Source organism: Hoylesella buccalis ATCC 35310, from assembly GCF_025151385.1.
Classification (GTDB): domain Bacteria; phylum Bacteroidota; class Bacteroidia; order Bacteroidales; family Bacteroidaceae; genus Prevotella; species Prevotella buccalis.
The window spans coordinates 2,215,909-2,239,180 of sequence record NZ_CP102287.1 but is presented as its reverse complement, the minus strand read 5'-3'; the positions used below and the strand labels follow the sequence as shown (position 1 = coordinate 2,239,180).

At 48.1% G+C, this 23,272-nt stretch carries 20 protein-coding genes and 1 tRNA gene; 14 read left to right on the top strand and 7 right to left on the bottom strand.

Annotated elements, in window-relative coordinates:
* Positions 1-12 precede the first annotated feature (12 nt).
* Positions 13-1,434 carry an IPT/TIG domain-containing protein gene (locus NQ518_RS09320; RefSeq protein WP_227962175.1) on the bottom strand — a complete coding sequence of 474 codons (1,422 nt, stop codon included), beginning with the start codon at positions 1,432-1,434 and terminating at the stop codon, positions 13-15.
* A 559-nt stretch (positions 1,435-1,993) separates the two neighbouring features.
* On the opposite strand from NQ518_RS09320, the gene NQ518_RS09315 reads away from it, so the two are divergent.
* Positions 1,994-2,596, top strand: a complete 603-nt coding sequence (locus tag NQ518_RS09315; RefSeq protein ID WP_227962176.1) for a nitroreductase family protein — start codon at positions 1,994-1,996, stop codon at positions 2,594-2,596.
* Between the two features lie 238 nt (positions 2,597-2,834).
* Here NQ518_RS09315 and NQ518_RS09310 read toward each other — a convergent pair whose 3' ends face one another.
* Together NQ518_RS09310 and NQ518_RS09305 are read right to left on the bottom strand one after the other, a co-directional pair.
* Positions 2,835-3,557 (bottom strand): porin family protein, encoded by a 723-nt coding sequence (locus NQ518_RS09310; RefSeq protein ID WP_227962177.1) that lies wholly within the window; start codon positions 3,555-3,557, stop codon positions 2,835-2,837.
* A 101-nt stretch (positions 3,558-3,658) separates the two neighbouring features.
* Complete coding sequence (locus NQ518_RS09305) at positions 3,659-5,323, bottom strand: S41 family peptidase (RefSeq protein WP_227962393.1); 1,665 nt, start codon at positions 5,321-5,323, stop codon at positions 3,659-3,661.
* 175 nt (positions 5,324-5,498) lie between these two features.
* Here NQ518_RS09305 and NQ518_RS09300 point away from each other — a divergent pair.
* The 3 genes from NQ518_RS09300 (at position 5,499) to NQ518_RS09290 (ending at position 7,074) form a co-directional block, all read left to right on the top strand.
* Positions 5,499-5,572 (top strand) — tRNA-Asn (locus tag NQ518_RS09300).
* Between the two features lie 172 nt (positions 5,573-5,744).
* Positions 5,745-6,089, top strand: coding sequence for an ISAon1 family transposase N-terminal region protein (locus NQ518_RS09295; RefSeq protein WP_227960382.1), 345 nt, complete (start codon positions 5,745-5,747; stop codon positions 6,087-6,089).
* Position 6,090: 1 nt separating this feature from the next.
* The gene (locus NQ518_RS09290; RefSeq protein WP_419471399.1) at positions 6,091-7,074 is read left to right on the top strand and encodes an ISAon1 family transposase; all 984 of its coding nucleotides are present in this window, start codon (positions 6,091-6,093) and stop codon (positions 7,072-7,074) included.
* A 95-nt stretch (positions 7,075-7,169) separates the two neighbouring features.
* Here the strand turns inward: NQ518_RS09290 and NQ518_RS09285 are convergent, their stop codons facing one another.
* Both NQ518_RS09285 and NQ518_RS09280 read right to left on the bottom strand, forming a co-directional pair.
* Complete coding sequence (locus NQ518_RS09285) at positions 7,170-7,586, bottom strand: DUF2442 domain-containing protein (protein WP_227207095.1); 417 nt, start codon at positions 7,584-7,586, stop codon at positions 7,170-7,172.
* A 12-nt stretch (positions 7,587-7,598) separates the two neighbouring features.
* A complete protein-coding gene (locus tag NQ518_RS09280; RefSeq protein ID WP_227207097.1) occupies positions 7,599-7,829 on the bottom strand; it encodes a DUF4160 domain-containing protein in 231 nt (76 codons plus the stop codon).
* Between the two features lie 168 nt (positions 7,830-7,997).
* Here NQ518_RS09280 and NQ518_RS09275 point away from each other — a divergent pair, with 168 nt between their 5' ends.
* Positions 7,998-8,204, top strand: a complete 207-nt coding sequence (locus NQ518_RS09275; protein ID WP_227207099.1) for a hypothetical protein — start codon at positions 7,998-8,000, stop codon at positions 8,202-8,204.
* A gap of 207 nt (positions 8,205-8,411) precedes the next feature.
* Here the strand turns inward: NQ518_RS09275 and NQ518_RS09270 are convergent, their stop codons facing one another.
* Entirely contained in the window at positions 8,412-9,899 is a 1,488-nt protein-coding gene (locus tag NQ518_RS09270; RefSeq protein ID WP_260107731.1) for an NAD-dependent epimerase/dehydratase family protein, read from the bottom strand.
* Positions 9,900-10,730: 831 nt separating this feature from the next.
* Between NQ518_RS09270 and rimP the strand changes: the two genes are divergently transcribed.
* The 7 genes from rimP (at position 10,731) to NQ518_RS09235 (ending at position 20,675) form a co-directional block, all read left to right on the top strand.
* Entirely contained in the window at positions 10,731-11,198 is a 468-nt protein-coding gene (rimP, locus tag NQ518_RS09265) for a ribosome assembly cofactor RimP (protein ID WP_227207103.1), read from the top strand.
* A 50-nt stretch (positions 11,199-11,248) separates the two neighbouring features.
* Positions 11,249-12,514 (top strand): transcription termination factor NusA, encoded by a 1,266-nt coding sequence (gene nusA, locus NQ518_RS09260; protein ID WP_227207105.1) that lies wholly within the window; start codon positions 11,249-11,251, stop codon positions 12,512-12,514.
* A 116-nt stretch (positions 12,515-12,630) separates the two neighbouring features.
* Positions 12,631-15,543, top strand: a complete 2,913-nt coding sequence (gene infB / locus NQ518_RS09255; protein ID WP_227207107.1) for a translation initiation factor IF-2 — start codon at positions 12,631-12,633, stop codon at positions 15,541-15,543.
* A 198-nt stretch (positions 15,544-15,741) separates the two neighbouring features.
* Positions 15,742-17,193, top strand: a complete 1,452-nt coding sequence (gene sufB / locus NQ518_RS09250) for a Fe-S cluster assembly protein SufB (protein WP_227207109.1) — start codon at positions 15,742-15,744, stop codon at positions 17,191-17,193.
* Positions 17,194-17,218: 25 nt separating this feature from the next.
* Complete coding sequence (sufC, locus tag NQ518_RS09245; protein WP_036871908.1) at positions 17,219-17,968, top strand: Fe-S cluster assembly ATPase SufC; 750 nt, start codon at positions 17,219-17,221, stop codon at positions 17,966-17,968.
* Positions 17,968-19,308: a Fe-S cluster assembly protein SufD gene (gene sufD, locus NQ518_RS09240; protein WP_227962395.1), complete on the top strand. Its 1,341-nt coding sequence runs from the start codon at positions 17,968-17,970 to the stop codon at positions 19,306-19,308. Before sufC ends, sufD begins: the two co-directional genes overlap by 1 nt.
* Before the next feature lie 152 nt (positions 19,309-19,460).
* On the top strand, positions 19,461-20,675 hold the full coding sequence (locus NQ518_RS09235) for an aminotransferase class V-fold PLP-dependent enzyme (protein WP_227962182.1): 1,215 nt from the start codon (positions 19,461-19,463) through the stop codon (positions 20,673-20,675).
* Here NQ518_RS09235 and NQ518_RS09230 read toward each other — a convergent pair whose 3' ends face one another.
* Entirely contained in the window at positions 20,676-20,951 is a 276-nt protein-coding gene (locus NQ518_RS09230; RefSeq protein WP_227962184.1) for an ATP-binding protein, read from the bottom strand.
* 132 nt (positions 20,952-21,083) lie between these two features.
* On the opposite strand from NQ518_RS09230, the gene NQ518_RS09225 reads away from it, so the two are divergent.
* Complete coding sequence (locus NQ518_RS09225) at positions 21,084-21,695, top strand: ribonuclease HII (protein WP_227962186.1); 612 nt, start codon at positions 21,084-21,086, stop codon at positions 21,693-21,695.
* Positions 21,696-21,971: 276 nt separating this feature from the next.
* Positions 21,972-22,916 carry a helix-turn-helix transcriptional regulator gene (locus tag NQ518_RS09220; RefSeq protein ID WP_227962188.1) on the top strand — a complete coding sequence of 315 codons (945 nt, stop codon included), beginning with the start codon at positions 21,972-21,974 and terminating at the stop codon, positions 22,914-22,916.
* Positions 22,917-23,272: the final 356 nt, after the last annotated feature.

Here is a 23,272-nt window from a genome sequence, read left to right as displayed (position 1 = left end):
GATTGTTAAAGGTTATTCTGTTGCCACATAGCGAATGCCACGGTTGTTATTGTCACCTATATACCATATTTCATCACTGGGGTCGTAGGCCAGACCACAAGGCCTATGCAGGCGTGCTTCTTTCAATGGATCACCATCTACATAGCCCGAGTACTGGTGGTCAGCCGTATAATTGCTTCGGCCCACCGCAATGCTGGCAACGCCGTCAGGCGTGAGTTTCCAGATACAGTGATTGCCACTATCAGTAAAATAGAAGTCATATAACTCGCCGTCTGGACGAGGATTATTTACATACTCCCGGTTCTTAACAAATACACCCGCCCAGGTTGTGTGGAATCGAGCGGTTGAACCAATACCTTCCTGTGCTCCCCTTTGGGTCAGTGAGCCTGCTATGATGGTCAGGCCCTCGAACATGTGGGTTGTTGGGTTATAGTTAGAACGTAAAATAGCTCCACGCTTTTTACTGAACATATACATGTATTTACCCGATGGATGGAGGATCATCACCGTTTGTTCCCCACCTGTTGCAACCAGCTGATCTAGCTTGAAGCATAATACGCGGTCATTATCTACATGTGGTATTCCACCAGAGTTATCACCCATGCGATAGACGGCTGCATTTTTCCAACAGCAATAAAATTTGTAACCATCAGGCATGCATACCATGGCGTAGCTGCAAGGGGCATAGTTGTATGGACGTATCTTGCGGAAATTTTCAGACCGAAGCGCATAATAGATATTGGCCAGCTGTGAACTGGTAGCTTGTCCGTTGTCATCAGGGAAGAACAGCGTGTCACCGTCCACAGAGAAAGTAAAGGAGTGCATGCTTTTATATTGTGACCTTGGAAACAGTCGGGTGACGGTGCGCTGGGTAAGGTTCAGTACCCGCAGCCCATCGTAATAGTTACTTGAGAACAATAGTTTATCCCCACCGTTTTGTGGCTTTGGATCAAATACCAACCAATCGTTTGATGGAACCGATGCCTCTCCGTCAAAACTGCCGTCCGAGAAACCCGACTCGTTGTTCTCATCCACTTTACGAAGCAAGGTGCCTACGACCGTTCTTGTGTTGTAGGTAAACTTCTGGTCAAACGTGTAGGTCTGCGCCGTATCGCCCTTCTCGCCTTCCATCATTACTACAACTTCTCCGCTGTAGGCCCGACTTGGCACCATACAATAGATAGTGTTGCCGTCAGAGCCAATGACCTTGGCGCGTTTGCCACCGATGTTTACATGAATTTTGGATTCATCTGTACCAAAGTTGCTGCCTTTGATGTACATGCGTGTGCGCACGGCACCTTCTGTGGGCGTGAATTCCGTAAAGGTAGCCGGTCGGTTGGGGTCATAAGGTTGACCACTATCCGTGCTGTCGTCTTTACAGCCTACCATACACAGACATCCTAATAATAAGGATAGGTAAAAGGTTTTTTTCATAGACTCGTATATTTGATATTTAGGTTATCGTTTCAATTCGTATTATTTTTTTTCTGGAGCATGACGAATCTTCGACCAGTCAAAAATGGTACGCAGAAATGTTTTTCAGTATGTTTGGTTTTAGGTTGTTACTTATACTGGGCAAATTTAATTTTTTTATTTAAAATAACCAAATATTAAAACAAAAAATCATGTCTGTGAGGCGTTGCCGTTATGTTTCTTTTATATCTCTCATTGCTGAGTTCTCAACAGGGGGCGTTCCTAATCAGAGTACGCCTACAGGATATATTAATAGAGAATGCCCAATAGTAGCTCTGTAATGTTTATGACAGACGGAGGGAGTCTCATTTTGTTCTGCCCCCATTCAAACATCATTCCCCGGTAGGTTATATTCGCATGTAGGTTATATTAAATAAGGTATCACTCCGTCTTTCCTAATTTTTCTTTGCTGAACGAGTGGGGATGTGCGGAATTTTTGGTATATTTGTATCATGGATTTCTGACGAGAAAGACAGTCAGAAGTTTCTTTTTTACATCAAACTAAAGTAGAATACGAATTATGAGCAGAAGTTTTTTAGATGCCGTTGCGCATCGCCGTAGTTATTATGCATTGAAAAATGAGTCGCCCATCACAGAGGATGCCCTCCGTGAGTTGGTGGGGCAGGCCGTGAAGCATGTGCCGTCGGCGTTCAACAGTCAGTCGACACGCATCGTTGTGTTGCTGGGTGAACACCATCACAAGTTGTGGGAATTGACCAAGGACGTGCTGCGTGCCATCGTTTCTGCCGATGCTTTCGCCAAGACGGAGGCGAAGATAAACGAATCTTTCCAGAGTGGTTATGGCACCATTTTATATTACGAAGCGCAAGCTCCCGTTCGACAGTTGCAGGAAAAATTCCCCACTTACGCAGACAATTTCCCCGTTTGGTCAGAGCATACCAACGCCATGCATCAGTTTACCATCTGGACAGCTCTTGAAGATGCTGGGTTCGGTGCATCCTTACAGCACTACAATCCGATTATTGATGAGGTGGTTGCCAAGGAATTTAAGATTGATGCCGACTGGAAACTCTGTGCGCAGATGCCTTTTGGCGTACCTGCCGGCGAGCCGGGAGAGAAGACTTTTGAGCCGTTGGAAGAGCGTTTGTTGTTCTTAAAATAAAGCATGATGCCATCACTTTGTGGTGGATGTATCAAAACCGTGCGTGGGCATTTTGATGCTCTGTTACGTTGTGTCTGGAACGTAACAAACTACGTTCCTATATAACTGAACGACAGGCTGTTGCAAACTCAATGCCTTTGGTGCACAAACCCATTGACTTTGAAGGCCAAAGTCAATGGGTTTGCCCTTCAAAGTCAATGCGTTTGATGTCGCAATGCTACACCGTGTTCCGTCGTTCTCAAAACCGATAGCCCACCGTAGCTTGAAACACAAAATGATGGGGGGTGGCGGTTCCTAGGAGTAAGGCTTGAACCACTTGGGCCACAACGTCTTCCTTCACGATGGGTTGGTTAGTTACGGAGGTGAGTCCAAAGCTTGTTTCGACCCCAATGATGATTCGATTGATGTCCAGCTCCACACCAGATTGAAGTCCTACGTCTATGCGTTTGAACTTTGGTAGTTCCACCAATTTCTTTTCTTCATTATAGCTGTTGCCCAGCATCTTGCTTCCTTGCTCAAACAGATTCTCCTTGAAGGTGTGTTTGTAGTCGCTATTCGCCATGCTGACCTTGGCCTTGCTGTTGAGGCCGCATGCGATGTAAGGCCCTGTGTAGAGATTCAGGTAGAGGTCATCGGTCAGGTGAATGTGAGCGACAATGTTCAACGGCAACTCAACGTAGTGCATGTTGACATGATAGCGTGCCTCACTGATTTGTTCGTTACCGAAATATCCGTTAAACTTGAAACCTTTATTGGCCAGATAAAGGGATGGCTGGAAGTAGAAAGTGCGGCCCAAGGGTACTGCCATACCCCCGCCCAGCCGATAGGACAGCTGTGGAGATTCTCCACTGTTGGCGATGAATGCACTGGACCCCAATGCTCCCTTGACGTTCCATGTTACTTTTGCCGTGGCGAAAAGAGGCCACACGACGAGTGCAAGACTCCATAATTTTTTGCGCATAACCATGATGTTTGTTTATAGACAGAACATCAGGTTCGCAGGAATCTTGCATGCGAAGAGATAAAATAAAACAGAAAACGTGAGCTGTTATCGTGTGTGGCTCATTTCTTGGGCATGAGAAGTTTGTTGTATTCTTCAGGCATCTGGAGCAGTTTGATGGCCTCTTTCGTCTGTTTGTCGTATCTCAAACCAAGCTGAACCGCCCCGGCTTGGAAATAATAAGCCGTAACAATGTCTGTGGCAATCATCTGTTTCAATTCATCCTTGTTCAGCTCCAAGTCTTTTGCCACGTCGTGGGTCAGCTTTTTCTTCAAAGCCTCAAACTCGGGCTTGGCATCCTCATAATACTTTTCAAACTTGGCCATCTTCTCCAATTCGGCCAAAATCTTCTCTGTTCCGGGGTCATAGGTGAACTTGTTTTTCAAGACTTGCCGCTTAAACTCGTTGTATTCGGCATCCGTGAGTGTAAATTCGCTGGCGGGAGCGATGGTCTTGTGCTTGCTGATGTAGTCAACCACATAGTTGAACATCGTTTCCGTGCTGTCTCCGCGTTGCAGATAAGCCGAGATGTTGGCGATGGTGTCGGGCTTGATTTCCACATCCGGCATGATGCCTCCGCCGTCCCTTACCTCGCGTCCGTTCTTGGTGTGGAACACGCTGGTCAGCGAGTCGGGCAGCTGTGTGGCACTGTTGCGCCCCGCCGTGTGTTTGTAGTTGATGGCCTGGATGCAGCGTCCGCTGGGAATGTAATAATGAGCGGTGGTCACTTTCATGTTGGCGTTGTAGGGTAGCTTTGTGGTCATCTGCACCAATCCCTTGCCGAAAGTGCGGGTACCCATGATCACTGCGCGGTCTAAGTCTTGCAGCGATCCGGCCGTAATCTCACTGGCGCTGGCCGTCATGCCGTTGACCAGAATCACGATGGGCATGGAGGCGTCGACGGGTTCCATGCGCGTTTTGAATGCTAAGTTGGCGCGTTTCAGCTTTCCTTTGTTCGTCACCACCGTGATGTCCTTTGGAACGAAGATGTTAACGAGGTCTACCGCTTCCTGCTCAGAGCCACCTACGTTGTTTCTCAGGTCCAAGATGAGGCCTTTGGCTCCTTGCTTTTTCAGGTCGATGAAAGCCTGTCGCACCTCTTTCGCGCAGCCTTCGTAATACTGAAGCAGATTGATGTAGCCCACGTTTCCGTCCACCATGCCGTAGTAGGGAATGGCGGGCATCTGAATGGCACGACGCTTCACCTTGAATTTCATCACCTTGCCCGTTGACGGACGCTTGATTTTTAATGCGAAGGTCGAGCCAGGTTCGCCCCTCAGATGGTCACTCACATACTTCGTGTCTTTGCCCACCATCGTCGAATCGTCTATCTGTAGGATGATGTCCCCTTTCTTCAACCCCACTTCCGACGACGGCATGTTGGCGTAAGGCTCGTCAATCACGGCGTTCTTTAGCTGTTGATTGTAGCGGATGAGTGCACCGATGCCACCGTATTTTCCAGACAGGGCCTGCCGCAATTCTTGCGTTTCGCTCTCTGGGTAATATTCCGTGTAGGGGTCCAGACTGCGCAACATGCTCTTGATGCCTGTGCCAATCACGTCATTGGCATCAAGGGTATCTACGTACATCAGGTCGAGATTTTTATAAACGGCGTTGAACAGTTCCATGTTTTTGGCCGCCTCAAAAAGGTGGTTTTTGTCCTTTTGGGCGAATAGACTGTTAGGCAATAGTCCCAACAGCAAGAGATATAACAGTAGTTTTTTCATTGTCATGACATCAATTTGTTGAGCAAAGATAATATTTAAGACCATAATATAGGTGGGTGCGTTCGCTTTTTTATTGTATTTTAGCTTTCCAGTCTATTTTTTTTGCAAAATGTTTGGCGGTTTCAAAAAAACGTTCTACCTTTGCATCCGCAATCAAGATTCTTGATTTGTACTTGCTTCAATAGCTCAGTTGGTTAGAGCACCTGACTGTTAATCAGGGGGTCGTTGGTTCAAGCCCATCTTGAAGCGCAGAGAGCGGAAGTCCTATTGAATAGGGCTTCCGCTCTTTTTGGTAAGAAAAAAGGCTGTCAATGAATCAAACAAGAACATATTGGAGTATGTATGGGTCAGTCGTAAAACCCAGTTGCAACCCTCTCCCTCTCATGCACATAATTTCATAAGTATTTGTTATCTTTGCATCATGAAGACCGAGCAATTGTTGCGTTGTATCTTTCCAGAGATACTCGCAGATTATTTTGATGTGATAGATATCCAAGAGAGTATTTCCCAGATAGACTTCTGGTTGGATGAGCGTAACTTTATGGAAGAGGTTGACCGCAAGTCCGGCACGGTAAGCAGTTACGGCTTTACCGCCGAACGGGTTGTCCATGACTTTCCCCTTCGTGGCAAGCCCGTTTACCTTCATGTCCGCCGTCGAAAATGGCGTGACAGTTCCACGGGTGAGATATTCAGTTATTCTTACGATGACTTGACAACTGAGGGCAGCAAACTTTCCCCTGAGTTCGTTTCTTTTTTAAAAGAATAGAATTGAGTCTACTGCGGAGAGCATTACAGGTATCGGCTCTCACTATGGCGTAGACGGCAAGCAGCTTTCCACCCAATACAAGGAGCATTTCAGCGATTATCGCCAGTGGGAGCAGTTGTCGCATGCGGGAGACTGGCTGCTGTTTGATGAGAACCTGGGAGAGAGCCTGAGTATCGATGAGACTTGTCTGAGCAGCGGTGAGGTCTATACGTTTCTGACCAACAAGGCTGGCAAAGGTGGCAGGGGTACGCTGGTAGCTGTGGTCAGGGGAACAAAAGCCGAAGATGTGATTCGTGTTCTGGAAAAGATTGACCTTTCCAAAAGAAAGACTGTCAAGGAGATAACGCTCGACTTGTCTTCCTCTATGATGATCATTGCGCGCACGGTGTTCCCCAAGGCACTCATCACCAATGACAGGTTTCATGTGCAGAAGCTTTACTATGACGCTTTGGACGACATGCGCATAGCCTACAGGTGGATGGCAAGGGACAGAGAAAATGAGGAGATGAAGGAAGCCAAAGCCAAGAACGAAACCTACAGGCCATTCAGATACAGCAACGGTGACACACGCAAGCAACTGCTTGCCAGGGCGAAGTTTATACTGACTAAACACAAGTCAAAGTGGACAGAATCGCAAAGGCTAAGGGCTGAAATAATCTTTGAAAACTACCCGGAACTCAAAAAAGCCTATGACCTGGCCATGGAACTTACCGATATTTATAATGCCAGAAGCATCAAGGACGCTGCAAGATTGAAACTGGCTAAGTGGTTTAACGAGGTAGAGAAGTTGGGCGTGGATAATTTCTATACGGTAATTGACACCTTTAAGAACCATTATGATACCATACTCAATTTCTTTGTCAACAGAGCCACAAATGCCAATGCTGAATCCTTCAACGCAAAAGTCAAAGCCTTCAGGGCACAGTTCAGGGGAGTAACGGATATTCCTTTCTTCCTTTATAGGCTTATGAAATTATGTGCATGAGGGGGAGAGGGTTGCAACTGGGTTTTACGACTGACCCGTATGTATTTGGCAAAGACGTTTAATTTAATGTGTATTTTTATTATTTATTATTCAATTTACACGGCTGCCAATTCTCTTCCTAAAGCACGTAGAGCATTTTTGATTTGACAAACTCTTTCCGCACTCGGATTCTTTATTCCGTAGATGTATTTTGACAATAAACTTTTGTTAATGCCCAGATTTCTCGCTACTTCCGAAACATTTAATTGCGGAAAACGCTTAAACAACATGGCAATTTCATTATCATATTTCGGTTCTTCTTTTGTATAAAAACTTGAAATATGTATATCTTCGTCCAACTCAGTCCATCGTAGAGCCTCTCCATGTAATTCTATTGTATAATCCATTCGTTGCCTTTCTGTTGCATCTTTGAGCAATGGAAAAGCCTCCAACGGACGGCTGTACACCTTATCCTCGCTTGACAGCATATATATACGCCCTTTCTCAAACCATATATTCTTTATTGTTTCCATAATGATACTCATTTAATGATACTCGTTCCAGGTATTGATGATATCCTCTTTGTACATCTCTGCAAGTTCCAAAGCTCGTTTCAAATCTTTGGCTTTTAATCCATGATTATATACTAACTTAACCTCATCTTCTATCTGTATCTTTGCGTCATCGTCACCTTTTACAACATGAACATGGATTGGTCTATGTTCGTCAGAGTAAAAGAAAAAACGAAGTCCAAATATTTCAAATATTGTAGGCATATTATTATTTTAAATCACACTACGAATATAGGGATAATATTTTATCCCTGCAAATATTTTGAAAACTATTTTACCCTCTCATTCCCCATTTATTTCTTTGTTCTATTGGTTCATAAATCGCAGCTTTTATATAAATATGCAAAGAGTACTATTACAAACAGGTAAGATATGACGACACTGGGATTTGTCTTATTGATAATTACTTGGATAATTGTTGGCTTGGCAACAAAAGGCAGAAAGCATACGCCTCAAAATCAGTGGCAGCGTGAAGATAAGAGAAAACGCTTGGAAGAGGAGTATGCACAAAACCTTAAGGTGTGGCAGGAGTGTAAGGAAGATATGAAGAGAAGGTTAAAGGGCTTTTTCGGTCGTTAATCGTATGCTTCAAGGATACTCAACGAATCTGCCTCAAATTGCAATCAACATCAGATTCTCAAGACTAATTTTGAAAAGCAGGCTAAATGTTCTTATGCTCAAACCGCAAATTAAAATCAGAGTCTCGCCACGGTTATATATTAGGTAGTATGCCCAACAAAAAAAATAGTTATTCCTTCAAAAAAGTTTTTTCCCCTTCTTCCTTTTTCACCCTTGCACCCCTTTGATAATAGTCTCATCGTACACGTTGCGTTCGTCAGGGCTGTGCAGAGGCTTCCATACCTGGGCAAAGAACGGATTTCGCCTGGCTTCCTCATCGTAATTCCACGGCATGGGGAAGCACTCGGGGCACCAGTGACCACCTAATAGTACCAGTAGGGGAGAGGCTTTGAAACGATGTCCAAAAGCGCATTGCCATTCCAACTGGGTGGACAGGTCGCCGCGCACCATCTGCTTGGACAGGCATTTGCCGCCCCTGAAGGCTGCCGCTTGCCGCATATCTTCTATATCCAGTTCGTCTTTTGGTTTCGACTCGTCATATCCATGGTCTAACATCACGGGCTGAGGCGATGGGTGATACAGTTTAAACTCGTTCCATCCCGGAATAGCTCTCCATGCGTCCATGCTGCCATAGAAGGCCGTGATGCGAGGCTCGATGTTGTGCTTCGTCCAATATAAAGGTCCCAAAGGCTTCTTGGCGGTGGGCTTCAACACAAGATGTTTGATGAGGCTGGAAGGGACCAAACCCCCTAATTTCATCTTCAACGGAGCTTTTTCAGCCATTTCTTGAATGAATTGGTCTATCTTTCCACTTCTGAAATGCAGATACGATTCAAGGATATCGGAATCGGTGTACCACTGTCCGTGGAAGTTGCGCAGCACAAACCAGTTGGGTTCGGTGAGGTCTTTGAGGTTTCCTAAGTTCAAAGCCGTGAAGGTGTATTGCATAAACGCCCAGTTAACGGTGCGATACTCCGCTCCTCCGCCAATGTTGTAAATACGGCACCAGAAGTCTTCGGGCAGGTCTTGATTGCACACATGCGACAGCAGTACGCCCGAATCCTTGGCCGTCACCCATTCCAACACGCCGTTCAGAGGTTGGTGAAACATGATGGGGTCTAATGTGTTGAGAATGGAGGGGTATAAGATGCCCGTTTGCCGGAGCGACACCCAATGCTTCAACCCCGATTCGATGACCTCTCTCTCGGCCAAGGCTTTCGACAAAGCGTAGATGTCATAGACGCTAATCTTGATGGGGTCGCCCACGCGTCCCCAGTGAATGGGATCGTTGCGGTCGCCCGTTTGCGCCACCGTTCCGATGTATACCAGATGTACCCGGTCGGGATTGGGCTGTGCCTTGATCGCTCGGATGATGTTTTTCACCGCCCCCACGTTGACCTGCATGGTCTTTTGCGGAAAATAATCGGCTGCCGGCGACACCATTCCGCCCACGTGCAGCACATAATCAGCATTCGTCACCCCTCGCAACACGTCGTCGTAATGCGTCAAATCGCCATAAATCACTTCCACACCCGGCAGCGAAGCGTAGGGCGCAATGGCCTTACGGTCGTTCTCGGTGGGCAGTACCAGCAGGCGAATATCAAACTCGTCACGCCGTTTCAATAGCTGTTTCAAGCCCTCCGACCCCATGTGTCCGGTGGCACCCGTGAGGAAAATCGTCTTTTTTTGCATCATTCTCATCAAGATTACGCTGTTCAACACTCCTTGCAAAAATACAATAAATATATGGTAATGTCAACTATCTTTTGTGCAAATTCGTCGCTGCGTTTTCATTGTGCCGTGTTCGTTGTGTGTTGGTGGAATTGAAGTCATGGGGTCAATACGTTAGGAAAATATTTAACAACCAACCGCTTCATGTTTGGCCTGTGGACAACCAGCCTTGCCTTTGGTTGAAAATACGCTCAAAATGAGGGAAGTTTATATGTGTTTGATATTTAATTACTTGTGCCTATGTGGCCTGTGTAGCCTCTGTTTTTTCGTGCATTTTTCGGTCAAAAGCATGGTTTTTGGCGTGAAATGCGCATGAGTTTACCCGTCAAAGTCATGTTTCTAACGCATCAAAGTGATACTTTTATGGTAGCAAAGTCAATGCTCTAATCGTAAAACCTGCATTTTCTTGCCCAACCATTGCCTTGATGCTCCCCACAGGCCTATTAATTTTTTCCAGATTGCCAATTTACAAGTGCCGTTTTATAGGCCTTTTTTGATAAAAATAATTTACTTCCTTCGTTCATTTCCGAAGCTCATTCAACGCGCGTAGATGGTTGCGATGTGTCATCACTTTGGTGCGACGCCTGGCCCGTAGCACATTATTATGATGTGAAAATTTCGTGAATAATCGCCGTTTTATTTGGATATTTCGTTGAAAAAACCTATCTTTGCACCGTTCAGTGGAATGAGGGGCTTCGCAGAAAGCTCCTCATTTTATTTTGAATACGGCCGGCATCGCTGCTTGCAAGATGCTTGGCACGAGCGGTAAGAATATATAGTACTAATTAAATATATATGATTGATAAAAGTGTCGTAAAAGAATTGGTTGAAGATTGGCTTCAGGACAAAGACTATTTCTTGGTGGATGTTGAGGTCAGTAAAGACGACAAGATTGTTGTCGAAATCGACCATGCAGACGGCGTGTGGATTGAAGACTGTGTGGAACTGAGCCGGTACATAGAAGATCGGCTGAACCGTGACGATGAAGACTATGAGTTGGAAGTAGGCTCGGCCGGATTGGGTCAACCTTTCAAGGTGCCACAGCAGTACATCAATTTCATAGGAAAAGAGGTCGAGGTGCTTGATGGCGACGGACTGAAATACCGAGGTGTCTTGAAATCGGTAGATGGGAACGACTTTGTTGTGACCGTTGACGAGAAGGTGAAGGTTGAAGGCAAGAAACGCCCAGAGCTACAAGCCGTGGATCATACTTTCCAGATGGACAAGGTGAAGTATACCAAGTACCTCATCAACTTTAAATGATGAGGCAGAAACTGATCATTGAATGAAACTAATATATAACATATAACGCTATGGCAGCAAGAAAGAATGTAGAAGAAACCATCAGCATGATTGACACCTTTCGTGAATTTAAAGACACGAAAAACATCGACCGTGCCACATTGGTAAGCGTGTTGGAGGAAAGTTTCCGCAACGTGCTAGCCAAGATTTATGGTAGCGATGAGAATTTTGACGTTATCGTAAATCCAGATAAGGGCGACTTCGAAATATACCGTAACCGCATCGTTGTGCCGGATGGCGAGGTGGCGGACGAAAATAAGGAAATATCGCTGAAAGAGGCTCGCGAGATTGAAGACGACTATGAAGAGGGCGAAGAGGTTTCTGAACAGATTGACTTTGCCAAGTTTGGTCGCCGTGCCATTTTGAATCTTCGACAGACATTGGCTTCAAAAGTGCTGGAGCTGGAACACGACTCGTTGTACAATAAGTATAAGGATCGCGTGGGACAGGTTATCTCCGGCGAGGTTTACCAGATATGGAAGCGCGAGGTGCTGTTGGTAGATGATGAGAACAACGAGCTGATACTGCCCAAGTCAGAGCAGATTCCGGCCGACCAATACCGCAAGGGCGAGACCATTCGCGCCGTCATCCTGCGGGTGGACAACGAGAACAACAACCCCAAGATTATCCTCTCGCGTACCAGTCCGGTATTCCTGGAACGACTGTTGGAGGCCGAGGTGCCCGAGATTAACGACGGACTCATCTCCATCAAGAAAATAGCCCGCATGCCAGGCGAGCGTGCAAAGGTGGCCGTGGAAAGCTACGACGACCGCATTGACCCGGTAGGTGCCTGCGTTGGCGTGAAAGGCAGTCGTGTGCACGGCATCGTACGCGAGTTGTGTAACGAGAATATCGACGTGATTAACTACACGTCAAACATTAAACTATTCATTCAGCGCGCGTTGAGTCCCGCTCGCATCAGCAGCATCAACCTGGATGAGGAGAATCGCAAGGCCGAAGTTTACCTGCAACCCGAAGAGGTGAGCTTGGCCATTGGTCGAGGAGGACTGAATATCAAGTTGGCTTCCATGCTGACAGAATTTACCATCGACGTGTACCGTGAAGTTTCAGATGCCGACGCTGACGAAGACATCTACTTGGAAGAGTTTGATGACGAAATCGATCAATGGATTATCGACGCCATCAAAGGCATCGGTCTTGATACGGCTAAACAGGTGTTGAACGCACCTCGTGAAATGTTAATCGAGAAAGCCGACTTGGAGGAAGAAACCGTCGATCACCTGATTCGGGTATTAAAATCAGAATTTGAACAGTAACACCCCGTGACGCATGCAGCCCTCTGCGAACGAGGACGCTGTAGAAAAACTTCTGCAAATGGGCAGAACAGTTGGGAGTGTGAACATCAATAAGAACAAGAGTTAAATAATTATCAATGAGCATCAGATTAAACAAAGCATTACGTGAATTAAACATAGGACTTCAAACGGCAGTTGAATTCCTTGAAAAGAAAAGTGAGCTGGGAGAGGTAAAGGGCGAGCCAAGCTTTAAGTTGAGCGACGCACAATACCAAGCCCTGGTAGAGGCTTTCCAACAAGACGCAGAGGTGCGCAATCAGGCGGAAAAGATCTTCCAGAAAAAGCCCAAAGAAAAGAAACGCACTTCGGAAGCAAAAGAAGAGCGTGTTGAAGAAGTAGTCGAGACAGCTTCATCGCAGCAGCGATACAAACCGCTCGGCAAGATTGACTTGAGCGTATTCGACAAGAAGCCTGCCGCTAAGAACGCTGATGCTCAAGACAATCAAAAGGCATCGGAATCACAAGAAAAACCGACAAAGAAGGCTGCTGCCGTCAGCCCAAAGCCTGAAAAAGAAAAAGTAGAGAAGCCAGCAGAAACACCAAAGGCAGCACCAACTGTGGTGGAAGAAAGCAAGAAGGACGACCAGAAAGCTGAAGTCAAGACCGAGGCACCAATTGTAAAGAAGGAGCAAGCGGACCAGAAACAAAAGGTTGACGAGCGTATTGAACCACAGGAAAGTGACAAGCCACAGGAAAGCGACAAGGCACAGCAAAGCGCCGAATCGCAGGAAAGTGACAAGGAGCAGGAAGGCACCGAACTTTTCCAAACCAAGGGTGAGCTGCGCTTGCAAAATGCGCCAAAGGTGAATGTGCTGGGTAAAATAGACCTTAGCACCATCAACCAGAGTACTCGACCCAAGAAGAAAACCAAGGAAGAACGTCGCAAAGAGCGTGAAGAAAAACGAGGCGATGGACGCAAAAAGCGCGCACGCATTAACCAACAGCGGGTTGATATCAACGCTGCTTCTCGACAAATTGGAAACAATGGCGGTGGCAATGCCAACAGGTCTGCGAATGCTGACGGCCGAAATGCTAATAAGAAAAATCGAAAGGGCAGAGGACGTAACCAGAAACCGCTGGAGGTGAACGAGGAAGAGGTAGCACGCCAGGTAAAAGAAACGCTGGCCAGACTCACCAGTAAGGGTACGCAGAACAGGAAAGGTGCTAAATACCGTAAGGAAAAACGTGATGCCATGCAAGAACGCATGAGTGCGGAAGCAAGAGCAGAACGTAAGGAAAGTAAGGTATTGAAGCTCACCGAATTCGTGACAGTCAGCGAATTGGCTACCATGATGGATGTGGATGTCAACAAACTGATTGGAACCTTGATGAGCATCGGTGTGATGGCATCTATCAATCAACGATTGGATGCCGAGACCATCAACTTGGTTGCCGATGAGTTTGGCTTCAAGACCGAATATGTGAGCGCAGAGGTTCAAGAGGCTGTCGCTGAAGAAATCGACGACGAGAACGACCTGTTGCCTCGCGCACCCATCGTTACCGTGATGGGACATGTAGACCATGGTAAGACATCTCTGTTGGACCACATCCGTAACACCAATGTGATTGAAGGCGAGGCTGGTGGCATTACCCAGCACATCGGTGCTTACAACGTACAGCTGGAGAATGGACGATTCATCACATTCTTGGATACTCCTGGTCATGAGGCCTTCACCGCCATGCGTGCCCGCGGTACACAGGTGACGGATATCGCCATCATCATCATCGCTGCCGACGACAGTGTGATGCCTACTACCAAGGAGGCCATCGCGCATGCGCAGGCTGCCAACGTGCCCATGGTGTTTGCCATCAACAAGATTGACAAGCCAGGAGCCAACCCAGATAAGATTCGTGAAGACTTGGCTCAGATGAACTTGCTGGTTGAAGAGTGGGGTGGAAAATACCAATGCCAGGAAATCAGTGCGAAAAAAGGTATAGGTGTTAACGAATTGTTGGAGAAAGTTCTCCTCGAGGCCGACATGCTTGACTTGAAAGCTAATCCCAATCGTCGTGCGACAGGTAGTGTCATCGAGTCGAGTTTGGACAAGGGGCGTGGATATGTTTCTACGGTTTTGGTCAGCAATGGTACGCTGCGTGTGGGTGATGACATCATCGCCGGGACGAGCTGGGGACGCATCAAGGCCATGTTCAACGTGCGCAACCAGCGTATTGAGTCGGCCAAACCTGCCGAACCTGCCATCATTCTCGGACTGAATGGTGCGCCCACGGCCGGTGATCAGTTCCATGTGCTGGAAACAGAGCAAGAGGTTCGAGATATCGCCAACAAGCGTATGCAGTTGCAGCGTGAGCAAGGCTTGCGTACACAGAAGCGCCTCACGCTAAGTGACATCTCGCATCGTATCGCTCTTGGGTCATTCAAAGAACTGAACATTATAGTGAAAGGTGACACCGATGGTAGTATCGAGGCTTTGAGTGACTCGTTTATTAAGATGTCTACCGAGAAGATTAACGTCAATGTTATCTTCAAGTCGGTAGGTCAGATCAGTGAGAGCGACGTTACCTTGGCAGATGCTTCCGATGCTATTATTGTGGGCTTCCAGGTTCGTCCGTCTGCTTCTGCCCGTAAACTGGCCGAACAGAACGGTGTTGAAATCAACACCTACTCCGTCATCTACGACGCCATTGATGACGTGAAGTCGGCTATGGAGGGCATGCTTGACAAGGTGACCAAGGAGGTAGTCACTGGCGAGGTTGAGGTGAAGCAAGTTTACAAGATTTCAAAGGTGGGAACCGTAGCTGGTGCCATGGTTACCGATGGAAAGGTACACCGCTCAGACAAAGCTCGAGTTGTTCGCGATGGAATCGTTGTTCACACCGCTCCTATCAATGCATTGAAGCGGTATAAGGACGATGTCAAGGAAGTGGCAACCGGTTTCGAGTGTGGTATCAGTCTGGTTAATTTCAATGATATCCAGGAAGGTGACATCATAGAAACCTTTACAGAAATAGAAGTAAAGCAAACGTTGTAAGTTTGAGCGTGTGAGTTTTGAGTTGATAAGTTTGTGAGTTGATAAGTCTTTGCGTTCGTAAATACTTCAATTTATGAACCCTTGAGCACCAACAACTCGTCAACTCGTTAACTTGTAAACTCGTCAACTAACAAACTAATCATATCATCTATTGCAGGGGCGTCCATGAAACATCAGGGAGTTCCTGCATTTACATTTATGGAAGAAGTAAATAACACGAACAACGAATACGTCAAAAAGCTGACCGAACAGAAGTACGAGTTTGGTTTTACCACTGACGTTCATACCGAGATTATAGAGAAGGGGCTTAATGAGGATGTCATTCGGCTCATTTCCAACAAGAAAGGAGAGCCGGAATGGATGCTCGAATTTCGCCTGAAAGCGTATCGACATTGGCTGACAATGACACAACCCTCATGGGGACATGTGACGTTGCCCGACATTAATTACCAAGAAATCTCCTATTATGCCGACCCAATGGCGAAGAAACCAGCCAACAAGGAGCTTGATCCGGAATTGGAGAAGACGTTCGACAAGCTGGGCATTCCATTGGAAGAACGGTTGGCACTTAGTGGAACGGCCGTTGATGCCATCATGGATTCAGTGTCTGTGAAGACCACCTTCAAGGAAAAGCTGAAGGAGAAAGGCGTCATCTTCTGTTCCATGGGCGAGGCTATCAAGGAACATTCTGCCTTGGTGCGTCAGTACTTAGGCTCGGTGGTTCCTTATCATGACAATTTCTTTGCAGCCCTGAACAGCGCTGTTTTCAGTGATGGATCGTTCGTTTTCATCCCCAAAGGCGTGCGCTGTCCCATGGAGTTAAGTTCGTATTTCCGCATCAACGCGCGCAATACCGGACAGTTTGAACGAACGTTGATTGTGGCTGAAGACGATGCGTATGTGAGTTATCTCGAAGGATGCACCGCTCCGATGCGCGATGAGAATCAACTTCATGCCGCAATCGTGGAAATCATCGTGATGAACAATGCCGAGGTAAAATACTCAACCGTTCAGAATTGGTATCCCGGAGACGAACATGGCAAGGGCGGAGTGCTCAACTTAGTCACCAAAAGGGGCGATTGTCGCGGAGTCAACTCCAAGCTCTCGTGGACGCAAGTCGAAACAGGTAGCGCCATTACATGGAAATATCCATCTTGTATCTTGCGTGGAGACGGCTCGCAGGCCGAGTTCTATTCGGTGGCGGTGACCAATCATCATCAAGAAGCCGACACGGGTACGAAGATGATTCACATGGGGAAGAACACCACGAGCACCATCATTTCAAAGGGAATCAGTGCCGGACACAGCCAGAATTCCTATCGAGGATTGGTTCGTGCGACCGCCAATGCGGACAATGCACGCAACTACAGCTCGTGCGACAGTCTGCTGTTGGGAAGCGAATGTGGTGCCCATACGTTCCCCTATATGGACATTCATAACGACAGTGCCATCGTTGAGCATGAGGCCACGACAAGCAAAATCAGTGAAGACCAGCTGTTTTATTGCAATCAACGAGGCATTCCTACTGAAGATGCCGTTGGCCTGATTGTCAATGGATATGCCAAGGAAGTATTAAACAAGTTGCCGATGGAGTTTGCAGTTGAGGCGCAAAAATTGCTTTCCGTCTCGCTGGAGGGCACCGTTGGATAAACCGATTTATAACAAAAGAATCATTATGTTAGAGGTAAAGAATTTGCATGCCACCATCAACGGCAAAGAAATATTGAAAGGAATCAATCTTGTCATCAAGACAGGAGAAGTACATGCCATCATGGGACCCAACGGTTCGGGCAAGAGTACCTTGAGTGCAGTGCTCGTGGGCAATCCGATGTACGAGGTTACACAGGGCGAAGTGACGTTCAATGGCAAAGACCTGTTGGCCATGGCGCCAGAAGATCGCGCACATGAGGGATTGTTTCTCTCTTTCCAATATCCTGTGGAAATCCCTGGTGTGTCCATGACCAATTTCATGCGGGCAGCCATCAACGAGAAGCGAAAGTATCAAGGACAGGAGCCGATGAGTGCCGGCGACTTCATCAAGTTGATGAAGGAAAAGCGAAAGGTGGTTGAGTTAGACAGCAAACTGTCCAACCGCAGCGTGAACGAGGGATTCAGTGGCGGAGAGAAAAAGCGCAACGAAATCTTCCAAATGGCGATGCTCGAGCCCACACTCTCCATTCTCGATGAGACGGATTCGGGCTTGGATGTAGACGCTCTTCGCATAGTTGCCGAAGGTGTCAACAAGCTCAAGAGGCCCGATACCAGCACCATTGTCATCACACATTACGACCGTTTGCTCGATTTAATCAAGCCCGACATCGTTCATGTGCTGTTCAATGGACGCATTGTGAAGACCGGAGGGCCTGAATTGGCCAAGGAAATCGAAGACAAGGGATACGACTGGATTAAGGCGGAGGCAGAATGATGAACAGTGAGAAACAATATCTCGACCTGTATGCGGATGCCCGCGCCATGATTTTTCAGCATGGTTCGCCCGTGATGAACGACGTTCGTGACGCTGCCTTCGAAGATTTTAAGCGCCAAGGCTTCCCCTCACGCAAGGTCGAACGCTATCGCTATACGGATATGGCGGCGCTGTTTGAACCCAATTATGGATTGAACCTCAACCGGCTAGATATCCCCGTAAAACCCTATGAGGCTTTCAAGTGCAGCGTACCCAACTTGAGTACTTCGCTTTACTTCATCGTCAACGATGCTTTCCACGCCAAGGCGCTGCCCAAAGCGACGCTGCCCGAAGGTGTCATCGTAGACTCTTTGCAGAAGGTGGCCGACACCCATCCGCAATTAGTGAGCAAGTATTATGCCCAGCTGGCCGAGACAAAGGACGATGCCATCACCGCGCTGAACACCATGCTGGCGCAAGATGGCCTCTTCATCTATGTGCCCAAGCGGGTTAAGATTGACCGTGCCGTCCAGGTGGTGAACCTCCTTCGCTCTGATGTCGACCTGATGGTGAACCGACGGGTGCTCATCGTGCTGGATGAAGGAGCCGAGGCCAAGTTCCTTTTCTGCGACCACACCATGGACGACAAGCACTTTCTTGCTACGCAAGTGATTGAGGCTTATGTGGGCGAGAATGCCTCGCTCGACCTTTATTGCATGGAAGAAACGCACGAACACAATACTCGCGTGAGCAACGTGTATGTGGAACAGCAGGCCAACAGCCGCTTCAATCACAACGTGCTAACCCTGCACAATGGCATCACACGCAACCAACTCAATCTGGTGTTCCGTGGCGAAGGGGCGTCTTGTTGCTGTAACGGCTGCGTCATCGCTGACAAAAAGCAGCATGTGGACAACAACACGTTCATCCGTCATGCCGTGCCTCACTGCGAAAGTCATGAACTGTACAAGTATGTTCTCGATGGTCAGGCCACGGGAGCCTTCGCCGGTAGGGTGCTTGTAGAGAAGGGAGCGCAGAAGACCAACTCGGAGATGCGCAACCAAAACCTCTGCACCACGAAACAGGCACGCATGTACACGCAGCCTGAGTTGGAGATTTATGCCGACGATGTGAAATGTGGTCATGGTTCTACCGTGGGTCAACTCAACGACCAGGCTATGTTCTACATGCGCCAGCGCGGCATCAGTGAGCAGGAAGCCAAGCTGCTGTTGGAGTTCGCCTTCATCAATGAAGTGGTCGACAGCATGCAGCTCGAACCCTTGAAAGACCGTCTGCACTACTTGGTTGAGAAGCGCTTCAGAGGCGAACTCGACAAGTGTGCGGGATGTAGAAATTGTTAATCAGCCCATTATTGCCTCCCCCAAGTGCTTTGAAAAGCAAACTTGGGCGGAGGTTTTTTCGTGAACGTTCAAACCAATCATCCGTGACTGGCCCAACCAATAGTCGGCTCCGATCAACAAAACGGCCAGTCCCATCCATACAATTCCATTCTATGTACGATATTTCTTCTATTCGTCAGGATTTTCCCATCCTCTCTCGAAAGGTCTACGACAAGCCTTTGATTTACTTGGATAATGCGGCCACCACGCAGAAACCCTTGTGCGTGTTGGATGCCATGCGTGACGAATACCTAAACGTCAACGCCAACGTACACCGTGGCGTGCATTGGATGTCGCAGCAGGCCACCGAACTTCACGAGGCTGCCCGCGAGACGGTACGCCGTTTCATCAATGCCCGCTCTGCCGCTGAGGTGGTTTTCACCCGAGGTACCACCGAGGGCTTGAACCTCATCGCCGCCACCTATTGTCAGGCGTTCATGCGCGAAGGCGATGAAGTAATCGTGTCTGCCATGGAGCATCATTCCAACATTGTGCCGTGGCAGTTGCAGGCTCAGCAAAGGGGCATCGTGCTCAAAGTGGTTCCGATGACCGATGCGGGGGAGCTGATGCTCGACGAATACGAGAAGTTGTTTACCAACAAGACCAAATTGGTGAGCCTGACGCAGGTGAGCAACGTGCTGGGTACCGTCAACCCTGTGAAACAGATGACGGCCACGGCGCATGCCCATGGCGTGCCGGTGGTGATAGACGGTGCGCAGAGTGCGCCCCATTTCAAGGTAGACATGCAAGACATTGATTGCGATTTCTTCGTTTTCAGCGGCCACAAGGCATACGGCCCCACGGGCATTGGCGTGCTTTATGGTAAGGAAGAATGGCTCGACCGTTTGCCACCCTATCAGGGAGGAGGCGAGATGATCAGCCATGTGTCGTTCGATAAGGTTTCTTTCGAGCGACCGCCATTGAAGTTCGAGGCGGGCACACCCGATTACATTGCCACGCATGGGTTGGCCGTTGCGCTCGATTACCTGTCATCCTTGGGCATGGACAACATAGCCAAGCACGAACACGAGCTGACCACTTACGCCCTTGAGCGCATGCAAACCATTCCTGGGATGCACATCTTCGGCGAGGCGGCCCATCGCGATGCGGTCATTAGCTTTCAGGTTGGACACATTCACCACATGGACATGGGCACCTTGTTGGATAGGCTCGGCATCGCCATCCGCACGGGGCACCACTGCGCGCAGCCGCTGATGCAGCGGTTGGGTGTTTTGGGAACAGCGCGCGCCTCCTTCGCTTTGTACAACACACGCGAAGAGGTTGACCAATTGGTTGCGGGCATTGAGCGCGTCAGCAGGATGTTCTAATCAGAACGCTTGCTTGCATTTCCACAAGGCGTTCAACAGCCACAGGCAGCAAACCACGCGCATGGCGAACGGCGCTTCGATGGGAAACACGGTCATCACGAATGCCAGTTGGGCATTCAGTAGCAACAGCGTCTGCCGCGTGTTCACCTCACGTTCCATCACTTTGGCGTAATAACGCCGCAAAAGTTCTATCGGCATCAATAATTTTCCGATGACGTGCTGATAAGAGATTCGTGCCGAGGGTGTGCTTTCTGATAAAAGAATGTTCTTTTCCATTGTCGTTCGTATTTGATGGTTCATGTTCTGTTTGATACGGCAAAAGTACGACAAGAGTTGGAACTCATTTTTCCACACCAAACAAAGGTTGTTAATACTTGTTGTAGGTTAACTTTATTTCACATGTAGAGGATGCACAACACTTTAAAATCTCATTATTACCCCAACCTCATCGAGGCTGGTTGCGACGAGGCGGGGCGTGGATGTTTGGCCGGAAGCGTGTTCGCCGCCGCCGTCATCCTGCCGCCCAACTATGACAATGCGGACCTGAACGATTCGAAACAGCTCTCGCGCAAAAAGCGAAACGCATTGCGCCAAGCCATTATCAACGATGCCGTGGCGTGGGCTGTGGGAGAGGTAACACCGCAGGAGATTGACGAAATCAACATTCTGCGCGCCAGTTTCCTGGCCATGCACCGTGCGCTGGATCAGCTCACCACCCGTCCGCAGGCCATCATCGTGGACGGAAATCGCTTCACGCCTTATCATGATTTGCCCTATACCACTATTATAAAAGGTGACGGCAAGTACCAGGATATAGCCGCCGCCAGCATCTTGGCCAAGACTTTTCGGGATGATTACATGGACCGCCTGGCGCAAGAATACCCGCAATACGACTGGCAATCGAACATGGGCTACCCCACACGCAAGCATCGGGAGGCCATCCGTGCGTATGGCATCACGCCCTATCACCGCCGTTCGTACAACCTTTTGGGCAGTACAGAGCTGTCCTTAGATTTTTAATGCACTGCCTTTTGTCCAACTGAGGCACATTGCATTAGTCTTGTCTTACAAGGTTGCGTGCTTTTGCTTGATATGCGTTGGCTTCTGATGCTTGAATGCTTAGCTTGCTGCTATAGGAGGAATCCAGCATGCACACATCCTCGTCAACTCGTCAACTTGTTAACTTGTCAACTCCCCAACTTAGAAACTAAAAAACTTAAAACCCCACAAACTTAAAAACTCACCATCTTAAAAACTTAAAAACTTAGAAACTCAAAAACTCATTAACTACTGATCATGCGATTAGAAAAATTCGGAAACGAACTCGAGCTGCTGCTGTTGCTCACCGATAACAACAACTACACCGCCCAGCAGTTGGCCGACAGGCTTCACGTCACGCGGCGCAACCTCTACTATTATCTTGACTATCTGCGCAACAGTGGGTTTCAGGTTATCAAAACCGGAGCCTATTACCGCCTGGATCCCAATAGTAAGTTTTTCAGACGACTGCACGACAACATCGTTTTCACCAAGGAAGAAGCCGCGTACCTGCGCCGAATGCTGGAGGCCAGCAACAAGAAAGACATTATCCTGGCTACCCTCAAAACCAAACTCGACCGCTATTACAGTCTGGAAGGGTCGTTCTCACCAGCCGCTTTGAAGCGCATCCACAACAACGTGCGCACCTTGAAAGAGGCGATGGAAACACAGAGCGTCGTGGTGCTCAGGGGCTATTCGTCGCCCCACAGCAAGACCGTTTCCGACCGTGTGGTGGAGCCTTACCTACTGATGAACGACGATTTGGACGTGCGGTGCTACGAGATGCAGTCGGACATGTGCAAAACGTTCAAGGTGTCGCGCATCAAGAGTGTTGAGGTGATGGATGTCTTTTGGATGAACCAGGCCAAGCACCGCGACCTGTTCACGGATATTTTCATGTTCAGTGGCGATGAAAAGCTGCCCGTGAAACTGCGCTTGGGGCAGTTGTCATACAATCTTTTGCTGGAGGAGTACCCGCAGTCGCACCCTTTCCTGGCTCCCGAGAAGGATGAGAAGCACTGGATTTTCAAAGCCGACGTGGCCAGCTATCTGGGCATCGGGCGATTTGTGTTGGGCTTGTTCCAAGACATCGAGGTTCTGCAAGATCAGCGTTTCAAGCAATACATCGCCGACCGTGTAGAGCAAATGAGCCAGAAAGTTTCCGGCTTCCACCCTGTTCGCCCGCCAAAAAGTGAGCGGTGACGTGCGCCGACAGTCCTCTGTAGAATTCCAACCAGGGAAAGGTTCCTTTCCTCACTCCATTTTACATTTGGAACATTTCAAGACCTCTCCGTCTTTCGGGTCTTGGGTATCTGTTTCTCTCTGTATTTCAATCAGTTGCAATAGCATTGACTTTCCCCTCCAATTGCATAGACTTTGACCTCCAATAGCATTGAGTTTGGACGGTAAAGTCAATGAGATTGAACCGGCAGCCTATTGCGGGCCAAAAAAACTCCGCTGTGTTTGTACTGTAGCATCGTAGGGGCGTGATTCATCACGCTCCGCCACGTTGTTGGTAAAATGGCGGGACGTGCGGGTGTGCGGACCGTGATAAATCA